Consider the following 19,399-nt stretch of genomic DNA (forward strand, 5'->3'; position numbering starts at 1 on the left):
ATCGCGTTCAACGCCGCCTCCAGGTCACCGGCATGCGTACCGACCACCTTCAACCGGCCCTGCACACCCTGTGGCTTGATGTCCCACGCCGTCACTGAAAACCCGCCCCCGTACCCGATGCCGAACCACCGCGCCCACCGGAAGAAGAAGGAACGATTCTTCCGGTGGGCGTCACAGCGAGGCCGCTCAGCCGATGTTGTCGACCGCGGCCTTGGCGCGCGCCAGCGTCTGCTGTGCGGTGCCGTCGTTCTTCTCCAGCGTCGAACGCAGCAGCTGGATGATGTTCTTGACCTCCTGCGAGGTCGCGTTCCACCGCAGTTCCTTGCCGTGGTACTCGTCCGCCACGCCGTCCGCCGCGAAGTCGCTCATCGCCGCCTTCACCTGCGTGTCCCGGGCCGTGATCACCGCCTCCAGTTGCGCGATCACCACCTGGATGTTGCCCTGGACCTCGGTGGAAGCGCCCGTGTCGTACGCACGCCGGTCCGCGTCGCCCGCGTTTCCTGCCATCACCCATCACTCCCCGTCAGAAAAACGAAATCCTGCCGCCCGCCGGTCGGGCAGGCCGGTGTCAGCGGCCCGAGAACCGGGCCGCGTCGAAGTTGGCCGACGCCATCTGCGTCTTCGCGTTCTCGCCCTGCTCCTGGTCACCGGAACCGAACGCCGCGTCCATCCCGGACTGGCCGCCCAGGATTCCGGACAGCGAGGCGTTCAGCGCCGCGGTGATCTCGTCGGAGCGGTTCTTGAAGTCGTCGAACGCGACCTTGCCCGAACCGTGGAACTTGCCCTCCAGCGGTTCCGCCGCCGCGATCAGCTGCCGGATCAGCGTGCCCAGATCCGTACTGGAGCCCTGCGACTTCGACATCAGGGTCGAAAGGACCGAGGCCCCCATGTTGAACTTCATCAGCTTCCCCCACCCACTCGAACGAACGCCATCTAGATCGAATACATGTCTATCAACTCACGCATCGCTACTGCAATCAGCAATCGGTCATATCGCCGTTGTTGCCAACCCATGACATCGGGGACGGTCACGGCGCCCCCTTGAGATGGCGCATCAGCCGCTCGAAGTCCTGCCACCCCGACAGGTCCGACGGGTCGCCCGGCAGCGGGTAGTACAGTGCGGGGCGCGTTTTCGGGCCGAGCGGGAGGGGGGCCCGCGACAGCGGGGTGCGGCGGGCGCGGTCGCCCGGCAGGGTGCGGACCTCCTCCGCGCCGAGCACGAAGGCCAGCGGCACGCCCGGCCCCTCGAAGCGTGCCGGCACCGCCATGTCGCGTCGTGCTTTGCGAAGTTGTATGAGCATCGACTGGAGGCGGTGCCGGGTGGCGAGGGCCTCCGCGAGGGCGGGCAGGGCGTCCACCGGGCACTCCTCGTCCCTTCCGTAGCCGAGCGCCATCGTGACGTGCTCCTCGACGCCCGCCTCGGTCCGCGTGATGCGTACGGTGGCGAGGGCCGGGCGGTCCGGAGTGCCGACCACGACGAGCCAGGTCGGTTCGGGCGCCCTGCGGTGGGCCAGGTCCGTCAACTGGCGCAGGGACCAGGACAGGTTGGCCGGCTCCGAGGTCCCCCAGCCGGCCGGAGGCCGCCCCGTCAGCTCCCGCCACACCGTCTCCAGGCCGCCGCCCAGCACCAGCCGGTCGTCCGCCGGGTGGACCATGCGGAAGGTCAGACCGAGCTGCCGCTCGCCCGTGTCCGTGACCTCCTGGTACGAGGCCGCCACCTGGGTGTGCGGGTCCTCGTCCGAAGCGTCCGGGGAGGCCGGGGGCGCGAACATGCCGTCCTGCCACCGCAGTACGGCCCCCGTGAGGCCGTCGTAGTACCCGTCCCGCTCGTCCTGGACGATCCAGCGCGACGGCCATCCGGCGAGGCTGTCGCGTACGGCGGGGGAGAGCGTGGTCCCCGCCGGGCTGACGATCTGGAGGCCGAGCCGTGCCTCGGCGGCCGCCCGGAAGGCGTCGGAGAGCCAGGCCGTCATCGCGACGACCGGACGGTCCTGGATGACGACGGCGACCTTCTCGGTGAGCACGTCGACGGCGGGCTGCGCGGCGGCCGGCGCCGGGGCGACGCTCACCCCGTCCGTCGGCACCACGGTGAGCGAGCCGACGGCGTCCGGCGGCCAGGCCGAGCCGCCCACCAGTGCGGTGAGCCGGGTCGCGAACGTGCCCGCGAGCCGCTCCGCCTCCGCGACCCCCGTGGTGGCGCGGGCCTCCGTCCACCAGTACGGCACCGGCGGGGGCGTCGCCCCCAGCAGCCGTTCCGCCTCACCCTCCACGGCGACCAGCAGCGGGGCCTCGACCGAGACGAGCGGACGCCCCTGCGTGTCGCAGAGCTGCACCACGGCGCCCTCGCCCCGGGTGCCCACCAGCTTGTCCGGGCCGCCGGAGAGCAGGCCCGCGAGCACGGTCAACGGGTCGGGCATGCGGGCGGTGAGCGCGATGACGTCTTTCGTCATGGAGTCGTGCGGTCCTTGTCGGCTCGGCGGTGGTGGCGTACGTCCTCCGAGGTGCTCACCCCGGTGCGTACACCGTCTGGACCAGCCGGTTCGGCCGGCCCCGCTGGATGAACGTGCCTCGGCCCGGCGCCTGTTGCGACGCGTAGACCCCGGGGAAGAGCTGGCCCTCGTTCCGGTCGCCGGACATCACCAGCGCCGAGGCGCCCGACTCGCGCAGGCCCTGTACCAGCGGCTCGTACATGCCGCGCGACGCACCGGCCACGCGCCGCGTCAGCACGAAGTGAAGGCCGATGTCGACCGCCGACGGGATGTACGGAAGGAAGGCGGCCAAGGGCGACTGGCCCGCCGTCGTCAGCACGTCGTAGTCGTCGACCAGGACCACGATGCGCGGGCCCTTGCCCCAGCTGCCCGGCTCCAGGTCCTCCAGGCGCGCGTTCTCGTCGGGCAGCCGCTTCTCCAGCTCGGTGGCGATGCCGGCCGAAAGTCCGGCGCACAGCTTGGAGTTGTACGCGTAGCCCCCGTTGAACTCCTCCGGGACCACCCCGCGCAGGGAGCGCCTCGGGTCCATCACCGCGAACACCAGGTCGTCCTCGCCGTAGCGGTCGACCAGGCCGTGCGCGACCGTCCGCAGCAGGTTCGTCTTGCCGCACTCGCTGTCACCCAGCACCAGCAGGTGCTGGTCGTGGCCGAACAGGTCGAGCAGGGCGGGCGCCAGCGCCGACTGGTCGAGGCCGAGCGGGACGCGCAGCGGCTCGGCGACCGGCCCCGGCAGCAGTGCCGGTTCCAGGATGTGCGGCAGCACCCGTACGGGCTGGGCGACCTCGCCGTGCCAGGTGGCGCGGACCGTACGGGCGGCCCGCTCCAGCACCACGCCGAGGTCCGCGGTGTCCGCGGCCCCGTCCGTGCGGGGGAGCGCGACCTGGGCGAAGAGCTTCCCGTCGGTGAGGATCCGGCCGGGCTCGTCGGGCGACAGGGTCGCGGCGAGCTTGCGGTCGACGCTCGACTCGCCGGGGTCGTTCAGCCGCAGCTCGACGCGGGTACCGAAGTTGGACTGGATGGCGATGCGTACGTCATTCCAGCGCAGCATGCCCGCGACGACGTGGATGCCGTACCCGCCGCCGCGCTTGAGGATGTCCGCGACCGCGTCGTCGAGGTCGTCGAAGTCGTCGCGCAGCGCGCCGAACCCGTCGATGACGAGCACGATCTCGGCGGACGCCAGCTGGGGCAGCCGCCCCGCCGCGTGCAGCGTACGCAGCTGCTCGACGGAGTCGATGCCGTACTCGCGGAAGAGGTCCTCGCGCACGGCGAGCATGGCGCGGACCTCCTCGACGGTGCGGGCCGCCCGCTCCCGGTCGGCGCGGCCCGCGATCCCGCCCACGTGCGGCAGCTCCGCCAGAGCCTGGAGGCCGCCGCCGACCAGGTCGAGTCCGTAGACGCCGACCTCCTGCGGGGTGTGGGTCAGCGCGAGCGAGAGGACGAGCGTGCGCAGGAGCGTCGTCTTGCCGGACTGCGGGCCGCCGATCACGGCCGCGTGACCGCCGGCCACCGTCAGGTCCAGGAACCACTGCCCCTGCCACTGCTTGGCCGGGTCGTCCAGCAGACCGAGCGGCACCCGGAGCGGCCCCTGCTGCCGTGCGCCGGCCCGGCCGCCGCCCGGGCGCGCCCCGGCCAGGCGCATGCCGCGCGGGCCGACGTCCAGCGGACCGGCGACCGTGTCCAGGGCGATCGCGGAGGGCAGCGGAGGCAGCCAGATGCTGCGAACGCCGGGCGCTGCGCCGGTCAACTGATCAACCATGATGCCGAGTTCGGTCGGCCCCGTCTCGCGGCGGCGGGATGCCGGTTCCTGTGACTGCTGCGTGCCGTCCGCTCCGGCGAGGGTGTTGAACGCCTCGTACTCCAGGGCGAGCGGCCCGGTCTCCTCCTCGTCGGCATGCCGGACGGGACCGCGGTATCCGCCCGAGACGTAGCCCGCCTTGAACCGGGCGTAGTGGCTCGTGTCGACCTTGAGGTAGCCGAAGCCGGGCAGCGGCGGCAGGTGGAAGGCGTCCGTCGTGTCCAGGACCGTGCGCGACTCGTCGGCGGAGAAGGTCCGCAGGCCGAGCCGGTACGAGAGGTAGGTCTCCAGGCCCTTGAGCTTGCCGCCCTCGATGCGCTGGCTGGAGAGCAGCAGATGGACGCCGATGGAGCGCCCGATCCGGCCGATGGAGAGGAACAGGTCGATGAAGTCCGGTTTGGCGGTGAGCAGTTCGCCGAACTCGTCGATCACGACGAACAGGTGCGGCAGCGGGTCGAGGTCCGGCCGCCTCGAAGCGCGCAGGGCCGCGTAGTCCCCGATGTCGGCGACGTTGCCCGCGTCCTTCAGGGCCTGCTGGCGGCGCTTGACCTCACCGGCGAGCGAGGAGTGGACCCGCTCGACCAGACCGGCCTGGTTCTCCAGGTTGGTGATGACCCCCGCGACGTGCGGCAGGTCCGCGAACGGCGCGAAGGTGGCGCCGCCCTTGTAGTCGACCAGGACGAGCGCGAGGTCCTCGGGCGGATGGGTGGCCACCAGGCCGAGGACCAGGGTCCGCAGCAGCTCCGACTTTCCGGAGCCGGTGGCGCCCACGCACAGCCCGTGCGGGCCCATGCCGAGCTCGGAGGACTCCTTGAGGTCCAGGAGCACCGGCTCGTGGGAGTCGCTGATGCCGATGGGGACACGAAGGAAGGCGCGTTCCCCGCGCGGCGCCCACAGGCGGTCCAGGTCGAGCCGGGCCACGTCGTCGATGCCGAGCATCGCGGCGAACTCGACCGGGCCGGAGAGCGGGGCGTCCATCAGGGACTCGGCGGAGAGCCGCAGGGGGGCGAGCATCCGGGCCAGGCCCTCGGCGAACGGCACACCGACCTCGTCGACCGTGCCATGAGCCTGGACCGGCTCGGCCTCCCGCAGGTCCTCGATGGTCACGTCGGTGCCCTCGACGGTGATGCGTACGTTGACGTGTCCCGGTTCCTGCACCCGCTGTTCGAGCAGGTGCACCACCGTGACGCCCATCTCGCGCAGTCCGACGGCGTCGTCGGGGCGCGGCAGGTCCACGGCGTCCTCGCCGTGCCCGTCGGTGACCACGAGCAGCCGGGAGTTCATGGACAGCGCGTCCCGTCCGGCCAGTCCGCGGCGGACCTCGGCGGCATAGGAAGCCCGGCGGCGCAGCTCGGCGTCGAGCCGGTGGGCCAGCTGGGGTGCGGACGGCGCGATGCGACGGGCGGCGACCGGGCCGTCGAGCTGCTCCGGGTCGAGCAGATGGGGCAGCCACTTGGCCCACTCCCAGTCCGCTATCCGGTCGCCCGGTGCGGCGACGGCGATGGCCACGTCGTCGGGCGCGTGCAGGGCCGACGCCTGGACGAGCAGGGCGCGGGCGATGCGCAGGCAGTCCTCGCGGGGGCCGATGACGCTGACGTTGCCGACGCGGTCGAGGGGGACGGTCAGGGGGAGCTCGGTGCCGTTGCGGAACCGGGTCACCACGGCCGAGGCCTCGTTGAGCATGAAGAGGTCGGGCGGCGTGAGGACGGACGAGCCCTGCTCGGCGATCTGAAGGTCCCGCACCGGCATCTCGCCGGTGCCGACCCGTACCCGCAGGAAGTCGTCGTCGACCCGTCGCCGCTCCCACAGGCGGGCCGGATCGCGCACGATGTCGTACAGGGAGTACGGCGACGGGTTCAGCACGTCCGCCCGCCCCCGCCGCTCGCGCTCCTCGGCCGACAACTCCTCGCGCAGGTCCTCCACATAGGCGAGGTAGGCCTCGCGCTGGGTGCGGCGCGTGCGCTGGGCCTTGCCGCGCTGCGAGAGGAGCAGGGCCACGGAGCCGATGACCGTGACCACGAGGATGATCGCGCCGAGTCCGGCGAACTGGCTGTTGCGGACGACCGTCATCATCACGACGGACGACATGACGCCGGCGACCGGCAGCAGCGACATCGCGATGTTGCCCGCCTTGCCCTCGGGCAGGTTGGGCGGGGCCTCGATGGTGCGGGGCGCGGTCGCGGCCGGCGGACGGGTGGTCCGGGCGGGGCGGTGGATCAGGCGGGTACTCATCGGCTCCGTCCGGGGTTCACGTGGTGCGTGCGCGGGACCGGGGTCGTCATCGGGCTCGGGCTCGTGGGTGTCATCGGGCCCGGCCCGGGAAACTTCTTCGGGCTCGGCCCCGGGGGTGTCTTCGGGCTAGGTCGCATCGCGGTCACCGGCGCTTCTGGGAGAGCTCGAAGACCTCGGCCGCGAGCCGGGTGGCGGCCAGCCGTGTCGGCCGGGCGAGCAGTTCGGTGCGCAGCGCCCCGCCCGCCGCCAGATGCCGGTCGTAGGGCAGGACGTGGACGCTCGCACCGGTGGACCGGAGCCGTTCGGCAGCCGCCTCCACGTCGATGCCGGGCCGCGCCACCATGCTGGACAGGACGACCACGGTCCCGGCGATCACATGACGGGGCAGCCCCTGGAGCCACTGCAGCACCGCGTACGTGCTCGTGACGCCGTCGAGCGTGGCGGGGGCGGCCAGCACGCGGGCCTGGGAGGCCGAGAGGGCGACGCGGGCGACCTCGGCGGGCAGCGTCTCGCAGTCGACCACGGTCACGCTGAAGTAGCGCCGCAGCGCCACCATGACCCGTTCGTACGTCGCCGTGTCGAGCATCGCCCCGATCCGGCCCTGACTGCCGGGCAGCAGCCAGGCGTTGTCGGGGAGCTGGACGAGGTAGCCGGTGACGTCGAGCAGCGACATCTGCGGCTCCACGATGTCCGCGAGATCGGCCGTGGTCCAGCGCAGCGTCTCGGCGCCGAGCCGCAACGGCAGCGAGCCGAGGGCCGGATCGGCCTCGACGAGGAGGACCGGGTCCTGACGGTAGTGCGCGTACGCCGTGCCGATCAGCGCGGCGACGGTCGTCTTGCCCGCGCCGCCCCGGATGGACGTGACGGCGATCTGCCGCCCGGTCGTCACCGGCCGCTGAAGCACCTCGGCGGTACGGGTGATGTCGGCGACCTCGCGCGCCGCCGAGGAGGAAACGATTCGGCGCAGCGCGCGCGAGCCCCGTACGCCGAAGGACTCACCCCGCTGCGGCCGCCGCGCCGCCCCGGCCAGCTCCCGGTCCACGACGGCCCGCGACTCGGGTGCGCCGTGGGGCCGGTTGCCCGGCGCCGCGTACGGGGCGCTCTCCGTGTACGCGGCGGTGCCCGGCACCTGCGCGGGGGCCGGGGCCGGCACCTGTGCCGGGGCCTGAGCCCGCACCTGGGCGTGCGCCGCGGCCGTCCGTGCGCCGAGGCCGGGGGTGCCCGGCGTATTCGTCGTGCCCGGCGTGCTCGTCGTCCCCGGCGCGCTCTGCGGGGCGGCGGTGCCGCTCAGGTCACGCAGCACATCGTTCTGCCAGTTGTCCGCGTTCGGCATGTCCGTCCTTCGTCTCCGCTTCGATGCCCCGCCCGGAGCGCCCGCGCATGTGGTGTCAGTCGTCAGAACTCGTTGAGCAGCTGCCCGTACATGCCGAACACGCCGACGGTGAGCGGGAAGAGCCCCACCACGCCGATCGACTCGACGAGGTCGGCCGTACGCCGCAGCCGGACCCGTACGTGCTCCGGCGGCTCCACCGCCAGCGCGAGCAGGGGCAGCAGCGCCGCCGCGCACAGCACGGCGATGGGGCCGGCGCCCCCGGCGTGATCCATCCAGAGCATCACCAGACGGACGACGAGGACCGCGGCGGCCCCGAAGAGCGCCACGACCTCCGCCACCAGCGGGAACGCCCGGGCCCGCGACAGGAGCACCACCGCGACGAGCGAGGGCAGCAGCACGGTCCACACGGTCGGCCGGTCGGCCAGGGTGAGGAGCCAGCCGGCGGCGGCCGCGGACACCGAGGTGGCGAGGGTCGCGAGGGCGAGCCCGCGGTGCGTGGCGGCCAGCGCGTTGCCGACGTCGTGACGGCTGACGGACACCCCGCCCGAGCGCCGGTCGTCGAGCGCGGTGAGCCCCGAGGCCATCAGGGCGATCCGGGGCAGCAGGCCGAGCAGGACCACGGAGACCACGGCCATCACGGCACCGAGCCGGGCCAGGTCCGACGTGCAGGCGGCGACGCCCTCCCAGATCACGGTCAGGGCGGCGGTGGCCATGGCGCCGATGAGGCCGCCTCGGCCCAGCGGTGAGAAGAAGCCGAGCAGCACGAGCGACAGGGCGACCGCGCCCGCGACTCCGGCCAGCCGGAGCGCCCCGGACCAGTCGTACGCGTCGGCGGCGGTCCAGGCCGTGAGGATGCCGAGCCCGCTGGAGGCGAGCAGCAGCGCGGTCGCCAGACCGCGGTTGCCCCGCCCGAGCCGGGCGACCAGCGCACCCGTCACCAGGAGGACGACGGTGACGGCCGCCAGGGCGCCGGCCAGTGCGGCGAGCGGGAACTCGCGGCGGGCGAGCAGCGCGGCGATCACCGCGAAGGCCACCGTCGACGCCCCCGCTGCGGCCCGTCGGGCGGCCGGGCGCCAGCGCCAGGCCTGCAGGTCGAGGCTGTCGGCGACCTGGTCCGTGACGTCATGGACCACCGGTGCGGGGGGCGCGGCGTGGGTCCGGACGAGCCGCAGCACGGCGCCGTCGCCGATCCCGGCCGACGCCAGGGTGCTGTCGTGCGGCAGGGCCGAGCCGTCGGATGTGAGCAACTGCCGGGTCAACGGCCGCGCCGCGGCGCGGTCGTCCAGCAACTGCAGGATGTCCGGCAGGAGTTGGCCGACAGGAGTGTCGGAGGGCAGCACGATGTCGGCCCGACGCCGCTCACCGACCAGGGTCACCCGGCTCATTTCCGCCCGGGAAGTCATTGCTGTACTCACCACTTACGAAAACCTATCATCGCGATTTCCTGGAATTTCGGGCCAATTGGGCAAAGCGAACCAAGCGAACCAAGCGAACGAAACGAATGAAGCGAACCAAGCGAACGAAACGAACGAAGCGGTCCCGTGAAGTCCTGAATCGGTGAATCCCGGCGCGCGCACGGAAACTGCCTACGGCTGAGCCGGCTTCGCCGAACCGCCCGGGGCCGAGGGTGCCGGCGAGGGCTGCCCGTACTGCTGGGACTGCCGTTGCTGTTTCTCCTGCTCGGCCTTCTGCTTGTCCAGGGTGTGCTGGAGGAACGACCACCCCACGCATCCCGCGCACAGCACCGCCGTGATCGCGATCCCCGCGAACACCTTCCCCAGGCGTTCGTCCGCCGTTCGGCGCGCACGCTGGGCGCCGAACAGGAGCGCGTCCCGCATCCTGCGCCGACGTACCCCCACCGATTCCAGTAGTTGACTGTCGTAATCCCGTGCCATGCGGCCCCCCTTTGCCACTGCAACATATGTCATGGGCCGACGGTCCGGGCACATCAGGGTGGCCGGAACGGGACGTCCGTACGCCGGTGCGCGCGGGATCACTCCTGGCGAAGGGCGAGCCACAACTCCGTACGTACGTCGATGTCGTCCAGATCCGTTCCCAGCAACACCCCGCACCGCGCGATGCGCTGGCGGACGGTGTTGCGGTGGACGGACAGGGCCACCGCCGTCCGGTCCCAGCTCCCGTGCAGGGAGAGCCAGCAGCGCAGGGTCTCGGTGAGCGGGGCGGAGAGCGGGGCGAGGAGGGTGCGGGCGCGGTCGGCCGCCGGGCCGGGCGGGAGCAGGGCGGCAAGGCCGGTGACCGGGTTGTCCACGGCCAGCGGCGTGCGGGTCGCCAGCGCCCGGCCGAGCGCACGCCCGGCCCGGGTGTCCGCGGCCCCCAGGGCGTCGGCCGGGGCGGGGGCCGAGGCGCCGAGCGTCCAGCCCGGCTGCGGGGCGATCCGGTCGCCGCCCGGGACCAGCACCCGTACCGTCTCGTCGTCCCGGCCCGTGTCCACGAGCGCCGAACCGAGGGCCGCACCGAGCGCGCCCGCCGTGAGCGGGTCCGGAGCCGTGCCGTCGCTGCGGCGCGCGTGCACCACCGTCCACCGCCCGTCGCCGCCCAACAGGGGTGCGACGTCCGCCGGCTCCGCGCCGAGCAGCAGCCGGACCAGGGCCGCGGAGCGGTTCGCCGCGTGGGCGCCCTGGTGCGGGGCGGCCAGCAGGGAGAGCAGGACGACGGCGATCCCGGCGACGGTGTGGTCGCCCGGCTCGCGGTGGTCGGTGGCCAGGGTCAGGGCGAGCCCCTGCCCGCCGCCCAGCGCGTACGCCGACAGCTGGGCCCCGCCCACGGTGTCGGTGGCCGAGGAGGGGGTGGGCCGGCCCGCGGGGGCGAGGACCCGGGCGAGCCGGGCCAGGGCCGCCCGCGTCTCCGGGGTCGGTGGCCGGCCCGCCGCGTGCAGCTCCTCGCCGTCGGCCGTCAGCAGGGCCGCCCGCCCCGGCAGCCGGACCGCCAGCTGGTGCAGCACCGCCGGAACCGGGTCCGGCCGCGCCGCCGCCGCGGCCAGGGCCTGCTGGGCCCGGGTCACCCGGCGCAGCTCGCGGTGGCGCGTTGCGGCCATCAGCCCCCACACCGCCCGCGCGATCGCGGTGAACGGGGTACCGGGTGGCACCTCCACCAGCGGCAGCCCGTACCGCTCGCACGCCGCGACCAGGGCCGGCGGCACCGTGTCGTGCACCGGCCGCACCCCGAACCCCAGCGCCGCGGCCCCCGCCTCCACGAGCCGGGCCACATAGGTGTCCGGGTCCGTCAGCAGCACCCCGGCACTCAGCAGCAGCTCACCGCCGAGCAGGTACGGGTACGGGTCCGCCATCTCCGAGGTGTGCACCCATGACAGCTCGGCGTCGGCCGGCCCCGCGATCAGACGCAGCCCGAGCTCCTCCAGGGCCAGCAGCCCGGCCAGCGGCACGGGCGGGGTGGGCGGTCCCGCGGGGGAGTCGGGTGGCATGGATGTTTCATCCGTTCCGTGAGTCGGGAGTGGATGAAAGATACACTTCAGGGTCGCCGCCGCACGGCCTAGCGTCGCCCGTGGACCCGTACGCGTCATTCCGTGCCGTTCCGGAGGATCCGGCACACTCGAAGCAGCGCGTCAGCGAGGGAACCAGAAGAACCGAAGGCACCACCGAAGGCACCACGGAAAGGCCACCCGCCCCATGAGCAGCAACGAAACGCCGCGCGGCCCCGTCGACTCGTCCCGCGTCCCGCGGTACGCCGGACCCGCGACGTTCGCCCGGCTGCCCCGCCTCGACGAGGTCGGCGCGGCGGACGTCGCCGTCGTCGGTGTGCCCTTCGACTCGGGCGTCTCCTACCGGCCCGGCGCCCGCTTCGGCGGCAACGCGATCCGGGAGGCCTCACGGCTGCTCCGCCCGTACAACCCGGCACAGGACGCCTCGCCGTTCGCCCTCGCCCAGGTCGCCGACGCCGGGGACATCGCCGCGAACCCCTTCAACATCAACGAGGCCGTCGAGACGATCGAGGCCGCGGCCGACGACCTGCTGGGCACCGGCGCCCGCCTGATGACGCTCGGCGGCGACCACACCATCGCGCTGCCGCTGCTGCGTTCCGTCGCCAAGAAGCACGGCCCCGTCGCGCTGCTCCACTTCGACGCGCACCTCGACACGTGGGACACCTACTTCGGCGCCGCGTACACGCACGGCACCCCGTTCCGCCGGGCCGTCGAGGAGGGCATCCTCGACACGTCGGCGCTCTCCCACGTCGGCACCCGCGGCCCGCTGTACGGCAAGCAGGACCTCACCGACGACGCCAAGATGGGCTTCGGCATCGTCACCTCAGCCGACGTCATGCGGCGCGGCGTCGACGAGATCACCGACCAGCTCCGGCAGCGTATCGGCGACCGGCCGCTGTACATCTCCATCGACATCGACGTCCTGGACCCGGCGCACGCCCCCGGCACCGGCACCCCCGAGGCCGGCGGCCTCACCTCCCGCGAACTGCTGGAGATCGTGCGCGGGCTGTCCTCCTGCCACCTGGTCTCCGCCGACCTGGTCGAGGTCGCCCCCGCGTACGACCACGCCGAGATCACCTCCGTCGCCGCCTCGCACACCGCGTACGAACTGACGACGATCATGACGCGCCAGATCGCGGAGGCCCGGAACCCGATCGCGGAGGCCCGGCAGAAGTGAGCCACGACCACCACGACGAGCGGCCCGAACTCACCCCCGCCCAGATCGCCGCCGCCCTGAGCCCGCCGCCCGGACGCACCGGCGGCGACCTCGTCGTCGAGACCCTCCAAGGCCTCGGCGCGACCACCGTCTTCGGCCTGCCCGGACAGCACGCGCTCGGCATCTTCGACGCGCTGCGCCGCTCCTGCCTCGACTACGTCGGCCTGCGCGTCGAGAACAACGCGGGCTTCGCCGCCGACGCCTACGGGCGCATCACCGGCGAGGTCGCCCCGCTGCTCCTGTCCACCGGGCCCGGCGCGCTCACCTCGCTCGCCGCGCTCCAGGAGGCGGCGAGCGCCTCCGCGCCCGTACTGGCGATCTCCAGCCAGATCCCGACCGCGGGTCTGGGCGGCGGACGCCACGGTTACCTGCACGAACTGCGCGACCAGAAGGCGTCGTTCCGCGACGTCGTGAAGTCCGTGCACACCGTCCGTACCGCCTCGCAGATCCCGTCCGCGATCGCCGCCGCCTGGGAGTCCGCGCTCACGGCCCCGCACGGCCCGGTCTGGATCGAGATCCCGCAGGACGTACTCACCGCCGCGACGACGCTGCCCGTCGTCACGGCGATGGACGCCACCCCGCGCGAGGTGCACGCCCGCCCCGAGCTCGTCGCCGTCGCCGCCCACCTGCTGTCGAACGCCGAGCGCCCGGCGATCATCGCGGGAGGCGGAGTCGTACGGTCCGACGCGTCCGGCAAGCTGCGCGCCCTCGCCGAGAAGGTCGACGCCGCCGTCGTCACCACGTACGGAGGCAAGGGCGCCTTCCCCTGGGGGCATCCGCTCTCGCTCCAGTCCTGGATCGAGGACCGGCACACGACGGACTTCCTGGAGGACGCCGACGTCCTGCTCGTCGTCGGCTCGGGGCTCGGCGAACTCTCCTCGAATTACCACACGTTCGCCCCGCGCGGCCGCGTCGTGCAGATCGAGGCCGACGCCGGGAAGCTGGAGTCCAACCATCCGGCCCTCGGTATCCACGCCGACGCCCGCGACGCCCTGTCCGACCTCCTCGAAGCCGTCACCCCACGCGAGGACCCGGCCGCCGCCGAGCGCGTCACGGCGGTGCTCGGACGGGTGCGGGACCGGATCGCCGCCCAGGAACTCACCCTGGAACAGGACCTCGTCGCCGCGGTCCGGACCGCCCTGCCCGACGCGTCCCCCAGCTTCTGGGACATGACGATCCTCGCCTACTGGGCCTGGGCCTCCTTCGACGCCCGCCACCCCAACACCATGCACTCCGCCCAGGGTTCCGGCGGCCTCGGCTACGCCTTCCCGGCGGCCATCGGCGCGGCAGCCGCCGACCGCACGAAACCGGTCCTCGCCGTCTCCGGCGACGGCGGCGCGATGTACTCGATCGCGGAACTCGCCACCGCCCGCCAGTACGACCTCCCGGTCACCTGGCTGATCGTCGACGACGGCGGCTACGGCATCCTGCGCGAGTACATGACCGACGCCTTCGGCGAGACCAGCGCGACAGAACTGGTCCGCCCGGACTTCGTGGCCCTCGCGGAGTCCTTCGGCGTTCCCGCGGTCCGTACGAGCCCGAAGACGCTCGCCGACGACCTGGCCGGCGCCCTCGCGCGGCCCGGCCCCTCGGTCGTCGTACTCCCCGCGCTGCTACGGATGTTCGCGCCGACGCACCTGTAGGACGCAGGCGCACCTGTGGGACGCCGACGCACTCGCGGAACGCTGACGCGCCTGTGGGTGCCGGCTCACTTGTAGGGCGCCACCCGTGTCCGGGGCCGCGGAAGCCCCGGACACGGCCGCGTCTCAGCGCGCCGCGGCCCCCGGCGCCTTCACCCGCGCAGGCCGTCCGCCGCGTACAACTGCCCACAACGACAGGCATCCGTGGGCTGACCGTCCGACATGTTCCCTCCCCGTCCCTGCTCCGTACGGGCTGGCCCACCCGACTGGCGCATACGGCTGTCCCGTACAACTTTTCGCCCGTCCACGAGTCAACTCAGTGGGCACGCCGGGGGGCGCGCCCACTGAACCTCAGGGGACGGGAACCCATTCACATGACGACACCCCGCATATCGCGCCGCGTCCGCGGCGCACTCGGTGCCGCGCTCGCGGTCGGCGTGCTCGCACCCGTGGCGCTCTCGGCGGCGCCCGCCGCGGCCGCCACGCCGACGGCGAGCTGCACCTCGGCGAGGGCCGGACTCGCCGCCAAGCTGTCGAAGGACATCACCGCAGCGCTCAAGGGGCGCAAGTCGACCACCGCGGTGGCCCTCTACGACCGGACCACGAAGACCACGTGCACGCTCCGGGCCACGTCCAGGTACGACTCCGCCAGCGTGGTCAAGGCGACCGTGCTGGCCACCCTGCTCTGGGACAACGCCAAGCGGGGCCGCAAGCTCACGGCGCGCGAGAGCGAACTCAGCACCGCGATGATCACCAAGTCCGACAACGACGCGACCACCGCGCTGTGGAAGCAGCTCGGTGCCACCAAGGTCAACGCGTTCCTCAAGGCCGCCGGGATGACCCACACCGTGCCGGGCTCCGGTGGCTACTGGGGGCTGACGCAGATCACCGCCCAGGACCAGCTGCGCCTGCTGACGCTGCTCACCGCGAAGAACTCCGTGCTCACCGACAGCTCCCGCTCCTACGAGCTCGGCCTGATGCGCAAGGTCATCTCCTCGCAGCGCTGGGGCACGCCCGCCGGGGCCCCGGCGGGCGTCACCGTCCAGGTCAAGAACGGCTGGCTGCCGCGCGCCACGCACGGCTGGCGGGTGCACAGCATCGGGGCCTTCACGGGAAAGGGCCACGACTACGTGCTGACGGTCCTCACCCAGGACAACAAGACGATGACGGACGGGGTCAACACCATCGAGGCCGTCGCCAAGGTCGTGCACAAGGACCTGAACCTGCCCCCGGCGAAGCCGCGCGTCCTGCACGGAATGCCCGTCCGCGTCATCCACCGGGCGGACGCGCCCACCGTGACCCCGCTTCTCCAGGAGGCGATCCCGCCGGTCCCGGAGGCACCGGCCGGCCGGATGCTGACCGTGGCCCCGCGATAGCGGCCGTCCGCCCCGGGACCTACGACGAAGGTCCCGTATTTGTTGCGGCGGGATGAAATCCGCAGCACACCGCGTTGGTGCCTTCCGGTAGAGCAGGTCGATCGGGAGGCACCGCGTGTCGGACGCAGGGCAGAAGGAGAGCGGGCAGCAGCCGCGCGGCTGGGCGCGGAGGCTGAGCGGTTACGCGTGGCGCTACCGGCGCAACGTACTGCTGGCGCTCGGCTCGTCCCTCGCCGGGATGGCCGTGATGGCACTCGTCCCGCTGGTCACCAAGGTGATCATCGACGACGTGGTCGTCGGCCACACCCGGTCCCTGGCCGTCTGGACCGGACTGCTGATCGTCGCGGCCGCCCTCGTGTACGTCTCCACCTACATCCGCCGCTACTACGGCGGCCGGCTCGCCCTCGATGTCCAGCACGACCTGCGGACCGAGATGTACGGGACGATCACCCGCCTCGACGGCAGGCGTCAGGACGAGCTCTCCACCGGACAGGTCGTCGGCCGCGCCACCAGCGACCTCCAGCTGATCCAGAGCCTGCTCTTCATGCTCCCGATGACCATCGGGAACGTTCTGCTCTTCCTCATCTCCCTGGTGATCATGGCGTGGCTCTCGCCGCTGCTGACCCTCGTCGCCGTCGCCGTCGCCCCCGCCCTCTGGTACATCGCCCGCCGCTCCCGCACCCGCCTCTTCCCCGCCACCTGGTACGCCCAGTCGCAGGCCGCGGCCGTCGCCGGAGTCGTCGACGGAGCCGTCTCCGGCGTCCGCGTCGTCAAGGGCTTCGGGCAGGAGGAGCAGGAGACCGGCAAGCTGCGCGAGGTCGGGCGCAGGCTCTTCGCCGGCCGGCTGCGCACCATCCGGCTGAACTCCCGCTACACCCCCGCGCTCCAGGCCGTCCCCGCCCTCGGCCAGGTCGCCATGCTGGCCCTCGGCGGCTGGCTCGCCACGCGCGGCGAGATCACCCTGGGCACCTTCGTCGCGTTCTCCACCTACCTCGCCCAGCTCGTCGGCCCGGTCCGCATGCTCGCCATGGTCCTCACCGTCGGCCAGCAGGCCCGCGCCGGTGTGGAACGCGTGCTCGAACTGATCGACACCGAACCGTCCCTGCAGGACGGCACCAAGGACCTCCCGGCCGACGCGCCCGCCAGGGTCGAGTTCGAGGACGTGCGCTTCGGCTACGACGCCTCGCGCCCCGTCCTCGACGGCTTCTCCCTCACCATCGAACCCGGCGAGACCGTGGCCGTCGTCGGCGCGTCCGGCAGCGGCAAGTCCACCGTCTCCCTGCTGCTGCCCCGGTTCTACGACGTCTCGCACGGCGCCGTCCTCGTCGGCGGACACGACGTGCGCGAGCTGACCCTCGACTCGCTGCGGGCCGCCATCGGACTCGTACCGGAGGACAGCTTCCTGTTCTCCGACACCATCCGCGCCAACATCGCCTACGGGCTCCCGGACGCCACCGACGAACAGATCGAACGGGCCGCCCGCTCCGCCCAGGCCCACCGGTTCATTGCCGAGCTGCCCGACGGCTACGACACCACCGTCGGCGAGCACGGACTCACCCTCTCCGGCGGCCAGCGCCAGCGCGTCGCGCTCGCCCGCGCCATCCTCACCGACCCCCGGCTGCTCCTCCTCGACGACGCCACCTCCGCCGTCGACGCCCGCGTCGAGCACGAGATCCACGACGCCCTGCGCGAGGTCATGGCCGGCCGCACCACCCTGCTGATAGCCCACCGGCGCTCCACCCTCAACCTCGCCGACCGGATCGCCGTCCTGGAGAACGGCCGGCTCGCCGACATCGGCACCCACGAGGAGCTGGAGCGCCGCTCCGCGCTCTACCGGCGCCTGCTCACCGACCCGGACGAACTGGGCGGCACCTCACCCGGCCACGTGGCCAGGACCGCTGCGCCGGACCCCGCCGAGGACCGCGCGCTCCAGGAGGAGATCGACGCCGAGTTCGACGCCGAGCGCGGCATCACCCCCGAGCTGTGGGTCCGCAAGGAGGAGGCCCGCGAGACCGACGCGGCCGGCACACCGGCCACCCCGGAACTCCTCGCCCAGGTCGAGGCCCTCCCCCCGGCGACCGACACCCCGGACGTCGACGAGGCCCGCGCGGTGCACGCCGAGGAGGCCTACGGTCTCCGCCGGCTGCTGCGCGGCTTCGGACTGCCGCTGCTGGTCAGCCTGGCGCTGGTGGCCGTGGACGCCGGAGCGGGCCTGCTCCTGCCCGTACTGATCAGGAACGGCATCGACGACGGTGTCACCCAGCTGGCGCTCGGCGCGGTCTGGGCGGCCTCCGCCTTCGGCCTCGTCGTCGTCCTCGTCCAGTGGGCGGCCCAGATCGGCGAGACCCGGATGACCGGGCGCACCGGCGAGCGCGTGCTCTACTCGCTGCGGCTGAAGATCTTCGCGCAGCTCCAGCGCCTCGGCCTGGACTACTACGAGCGCGAGCTGACCGGCCGGATCATGACCCGGATGACGACGGACGTGGACGCCCTGTCCACGTTCCTCCAGACCGGTCTGGTCACGGCGTTCGTCTCCGTCGTCACCTTCTTCGGCATCATGGTCGCGCTGCTGGTCCTCGACGTGGAGCTGGCCCTGGTCGTCTTCGCGACCCTGCCGGTGCTGGTCATCGGCACGTTCTTCTTCCGCCGCAAGAGCGTGAAGGCGTACGAGCTGGCCCGTGAGCGCATCAGCGTCGTCAACGCCGACCTCCAGGAGTCCGTGTCGGGCCTGCGCATCGTGCAGGCCTTCCGCCGCGAGCGCGACGGCGCCGACCGCTTCGCCGCCCGCAGCGACCACTACCGCGAGGCCCGGGTACGCGGCCAGTGGCTGATCTCGGTGTACTTCCCGTTCGTCCAGCTGCTGTCGTCGGTGGCCGCCGCCGCCGTACTGATCGTCGGCGCGGGCCGGGTCGACAACGGCACGCTCACCACGGGCGCGCTGGTCGCCTACCTGCTCTACATCGACCTGTTCTTCGCCCCCGTGCAGCAGCTCTCGCAGGTCTTCGACGGTTACCAGCAGGCGACCGTCTCCCTCGGCCGCATCCAGGAACTCCTCCAGGAACCCACCTCCACCGGTGACCGCGACGCGCCACTGGACGTGCCGTCGCTGCGCGGCGACATCGCCTTCGAGGACGTCTCCTTCGCCTACGGCGGTGAGGAGGACGCGCTCACCGGCGTCGACCTGCGCATCCCGGCCGGGCAGACGGTCGCGTTCGTCGGCGAGACCGGCGCCGGCAAGTCCACCCTGGTCAAGCTCGTCGCCCGCTTCTACGACCCCACGGGCGGCCGGGTCACGGCGGACGGCACCGACCTGCGCGACCTCGACATGACCGCGTACCGGCACCGGCTCGGCGTCGTGCCGCAGGAGGCGTACCTCTTCGCCGGCCCGGTGCGTGACGCCATCGCGTACGGGCGGCCCGAGGCCACCGACGCCGAGGTGGAGGCGGCGGCCCGGGCGGTCGGCGCGCACGACATGATCGCCACCCTGGAGGGCGGCTACCTCCACGAGGTCGCCGAGCGGGGCCGCAACCTCTCGGCCGGTCAGCGCCAGCTGATCGCGCTCGCCCGCGCCGAACTGGTCGACCCAGACATCCTGTTGCTCGACGAGGCGACCGCCTCCCTGGACCTCGCCAGCGAGGCCCTGGTCAACCAGGCGACCGACCGCATCGCGGGCCGGCGCACCACCCTCGTCGTCGCCCACCGCCTCACCACCGCCGCCCGGGCGGACCGGGTCGTGGTGATGGATCACGGCCGCGTCGTCGAGGACGGCACCCACGGCGAACTCCTCGCCAAGGACGGGCACTACGCGGTGCTGTGGCGCACCTTCATAGGGGAGGACGAGCCGGCGGGCGTCTGAAC

The 19,399-nt window shown here is 72.8% G+C and carries 13 protein-coding genes; 4 read left to right on the forward strand and 9 right to left on the reverse strand.

The window, feature by feature from the left end; all coding sequences use genetic code 11:
• The 9 genes from ACFYPA_RS10585 to ACFYPA_RS10625 form a co-directional block, all read right to left on the reverse strand.
• A partial coding sequence (locus ACFYPA_RS10585) for a DUF6507 family protein (protein WP_359086914.1) occupies window positions 1-95 on the reverse strand: 95 nt, incomplete at its 3' end.
• Window positions 96-186: 91 nt separating this feature from the next.
• On the reverse strand, window positions 187-507 hold the full coding sequence (locus ACFYPA_RS10590) for a pore-forming ESAT-6 family protein (RefSeq protein WP_359086910.1): 321 nt from the start codon (window positions 505-507) through the stop codon (window positions 187-189).
• A gap of 61 nt (window positions 508-568) precedes the next feature.
• Window positions 569-901: a hypothetical protein gene (locus ACFYPA_RS10595; protein WP_123471228.1), complete on the reverse strand. Its 333-nt coding sequence runs from the start codon at window positions 899-901 to the stop codon at window positions 569-571.
• A gap of 127 nt (window positions 902-1,028) precedes the next feature.
• A complete protein-coding gene (locus ACFYPA_RS10600) occupies window positions 1,029-2,450 on the reverse strand; it encodes a DUF6177 family protein (RefSeq protein ID WP_389131092.1) in 1,422 nt (473 codons plus the stop codon).
• A 55-nt stretch (window positions 2,451-2,505) separates the two neighbouring features.
• Window positions 2,506-6,516, reverse strand: a complete 4,011-nt coding sequence (gene eccCa / locus ACFYPA_RS10605) for a type VII secretion protein EccCa (RefSeq protein ID WP_389131094.1) — start codon at window positions 6,514-6,516, stop codon at window positions 2,506-2,508.
• A gap of 142 nt (window positions 6,517-6,658) precedes the next feature.
• Window positions 6,659-7,849 carry a MinD/ParA family protein gene (locus ACFYPA_RS10610; protein WP_359086906.1) on the reverse strand — a complete coding sequence of 397 codons (1,191 nt, stop codon included), beginning with the start codon at window positions 7,847-7,849 and terminating at the stop codon, window positions 6,659-6,661.
• Window positions 7,850-7,911: 62 nt separating this feature from the next.
• Window positions 7,912-9,252, reverse strand: coding sequence for a type VII secretion integral membrane protein EccD (gene eccD, locus ACFYPA_RS10615; RefSeq protein ID WP_389131097.1), 1,341 nt, complete (start codon window positions 9,250-9,252; stop codon window positions 7,912-7,914).
• A 183-nt stretch (window positions 9,253-9,435) separates the two neighbouring features.
• The gene (locus tag ACFYPA_RS10620; protein ID WP_359320420.1) at window positions 9,436-9,744 is read right to left on the reverse strand and encodes a hypothetical protein; all 309 of its coding nucleotides are present in this window, start codon (window positions 9,742-9,744) and stop codon (window positions 9,436-9,438) included.
• A gap of 98 nt (window positions 9,745-9,842) precedes the next feature.
• Window positions 9,843-11,291 (reverse strand): PucR family transcriptional regulator, encoded by a 1,449-nt coding sequence (locus tag ACFYPA_RS10625; protein WP_389131100.1) that lies wholly within the window; start codon window positions 11,289-11,291, stop codon window positions 9,843-9,845.
• Window positions 11,292-11,496: 205 nt separating this feature from the next.
• On the opposite strand from ACFYPA_RS10625, the gene speB reads away from it, so the two are divergent.
• The 4 genes from speB to ACFYPA_RS10645 all read left to right on the forward strand — a co-directional run bounded on the left by speB (window position 11,497) and on the right by ACFYPA_RS10645 (window position 19,397).
• Window positions 11,497-12,486, forward strand: a complete 990-nt coding sequence (gene speB / locus ACFYPA_RS10630) for an agmatinase (protein WP_359086900.1) — start codon at window positions 11,497-11,499, stop codon at window positions 12,484-12,486.
• Window positions 12,483-14,168 carry a thiamine pyrophosphate-binding protein gene (locus tag ACFYPA_RS10635; RefSeq protein WP_359086898.1) on the forward strand — a complete coding sequence of 562 codons (1,686 nt, stop codon included), beginning with the start codon at window positions 12,483-12,485 and terminating at the stop codon, window positions 14,166-14,168. Before speB ends, ACFYPA_RS10635 begins: the two co-directional genes overlap by 4 nt.
• A gap of 371 nt (window positions 14,169-14,539) precedes the next feature.
• Window positions 14,540-15,541: a serine hydrolase gene (locus tag ACFYPA_RS10640; protein ID WP_359086896.1), complete on the forward strand. Its 1,002-nt coding sequence runs from the start codon at window positions 14,540-14,542 to the stop codon at window positions 15,539-15,541.
• Window positions 15,542-15,656: 115 nt separating this feature from the next.
• Window positions 15,657-19,397 carry an ABC transporter ATP-binding protein gene (locus ACFYPA_RS10645; protein ID WP_359086894.1) on the forward strand — a complete coding sequence of 1,247 codons (3,741 nt, stop codon included), beginning with the start codon at window positions 15,657-15,659 and terminating at the stop codon, window positions 19,395-19,397.
• Window positions 19,398-19,399: the final 2 nt, after the last annotated feature.

This window comes from Streptomyces sp. NPDC005775 (genome assembly GCF_042871565.1).
Taxonomy (GTDB): Bacteria; Actinomycetota; Actinomycetes; order Streptomycetales; family Streptomycetaceae; genus Streptomyces.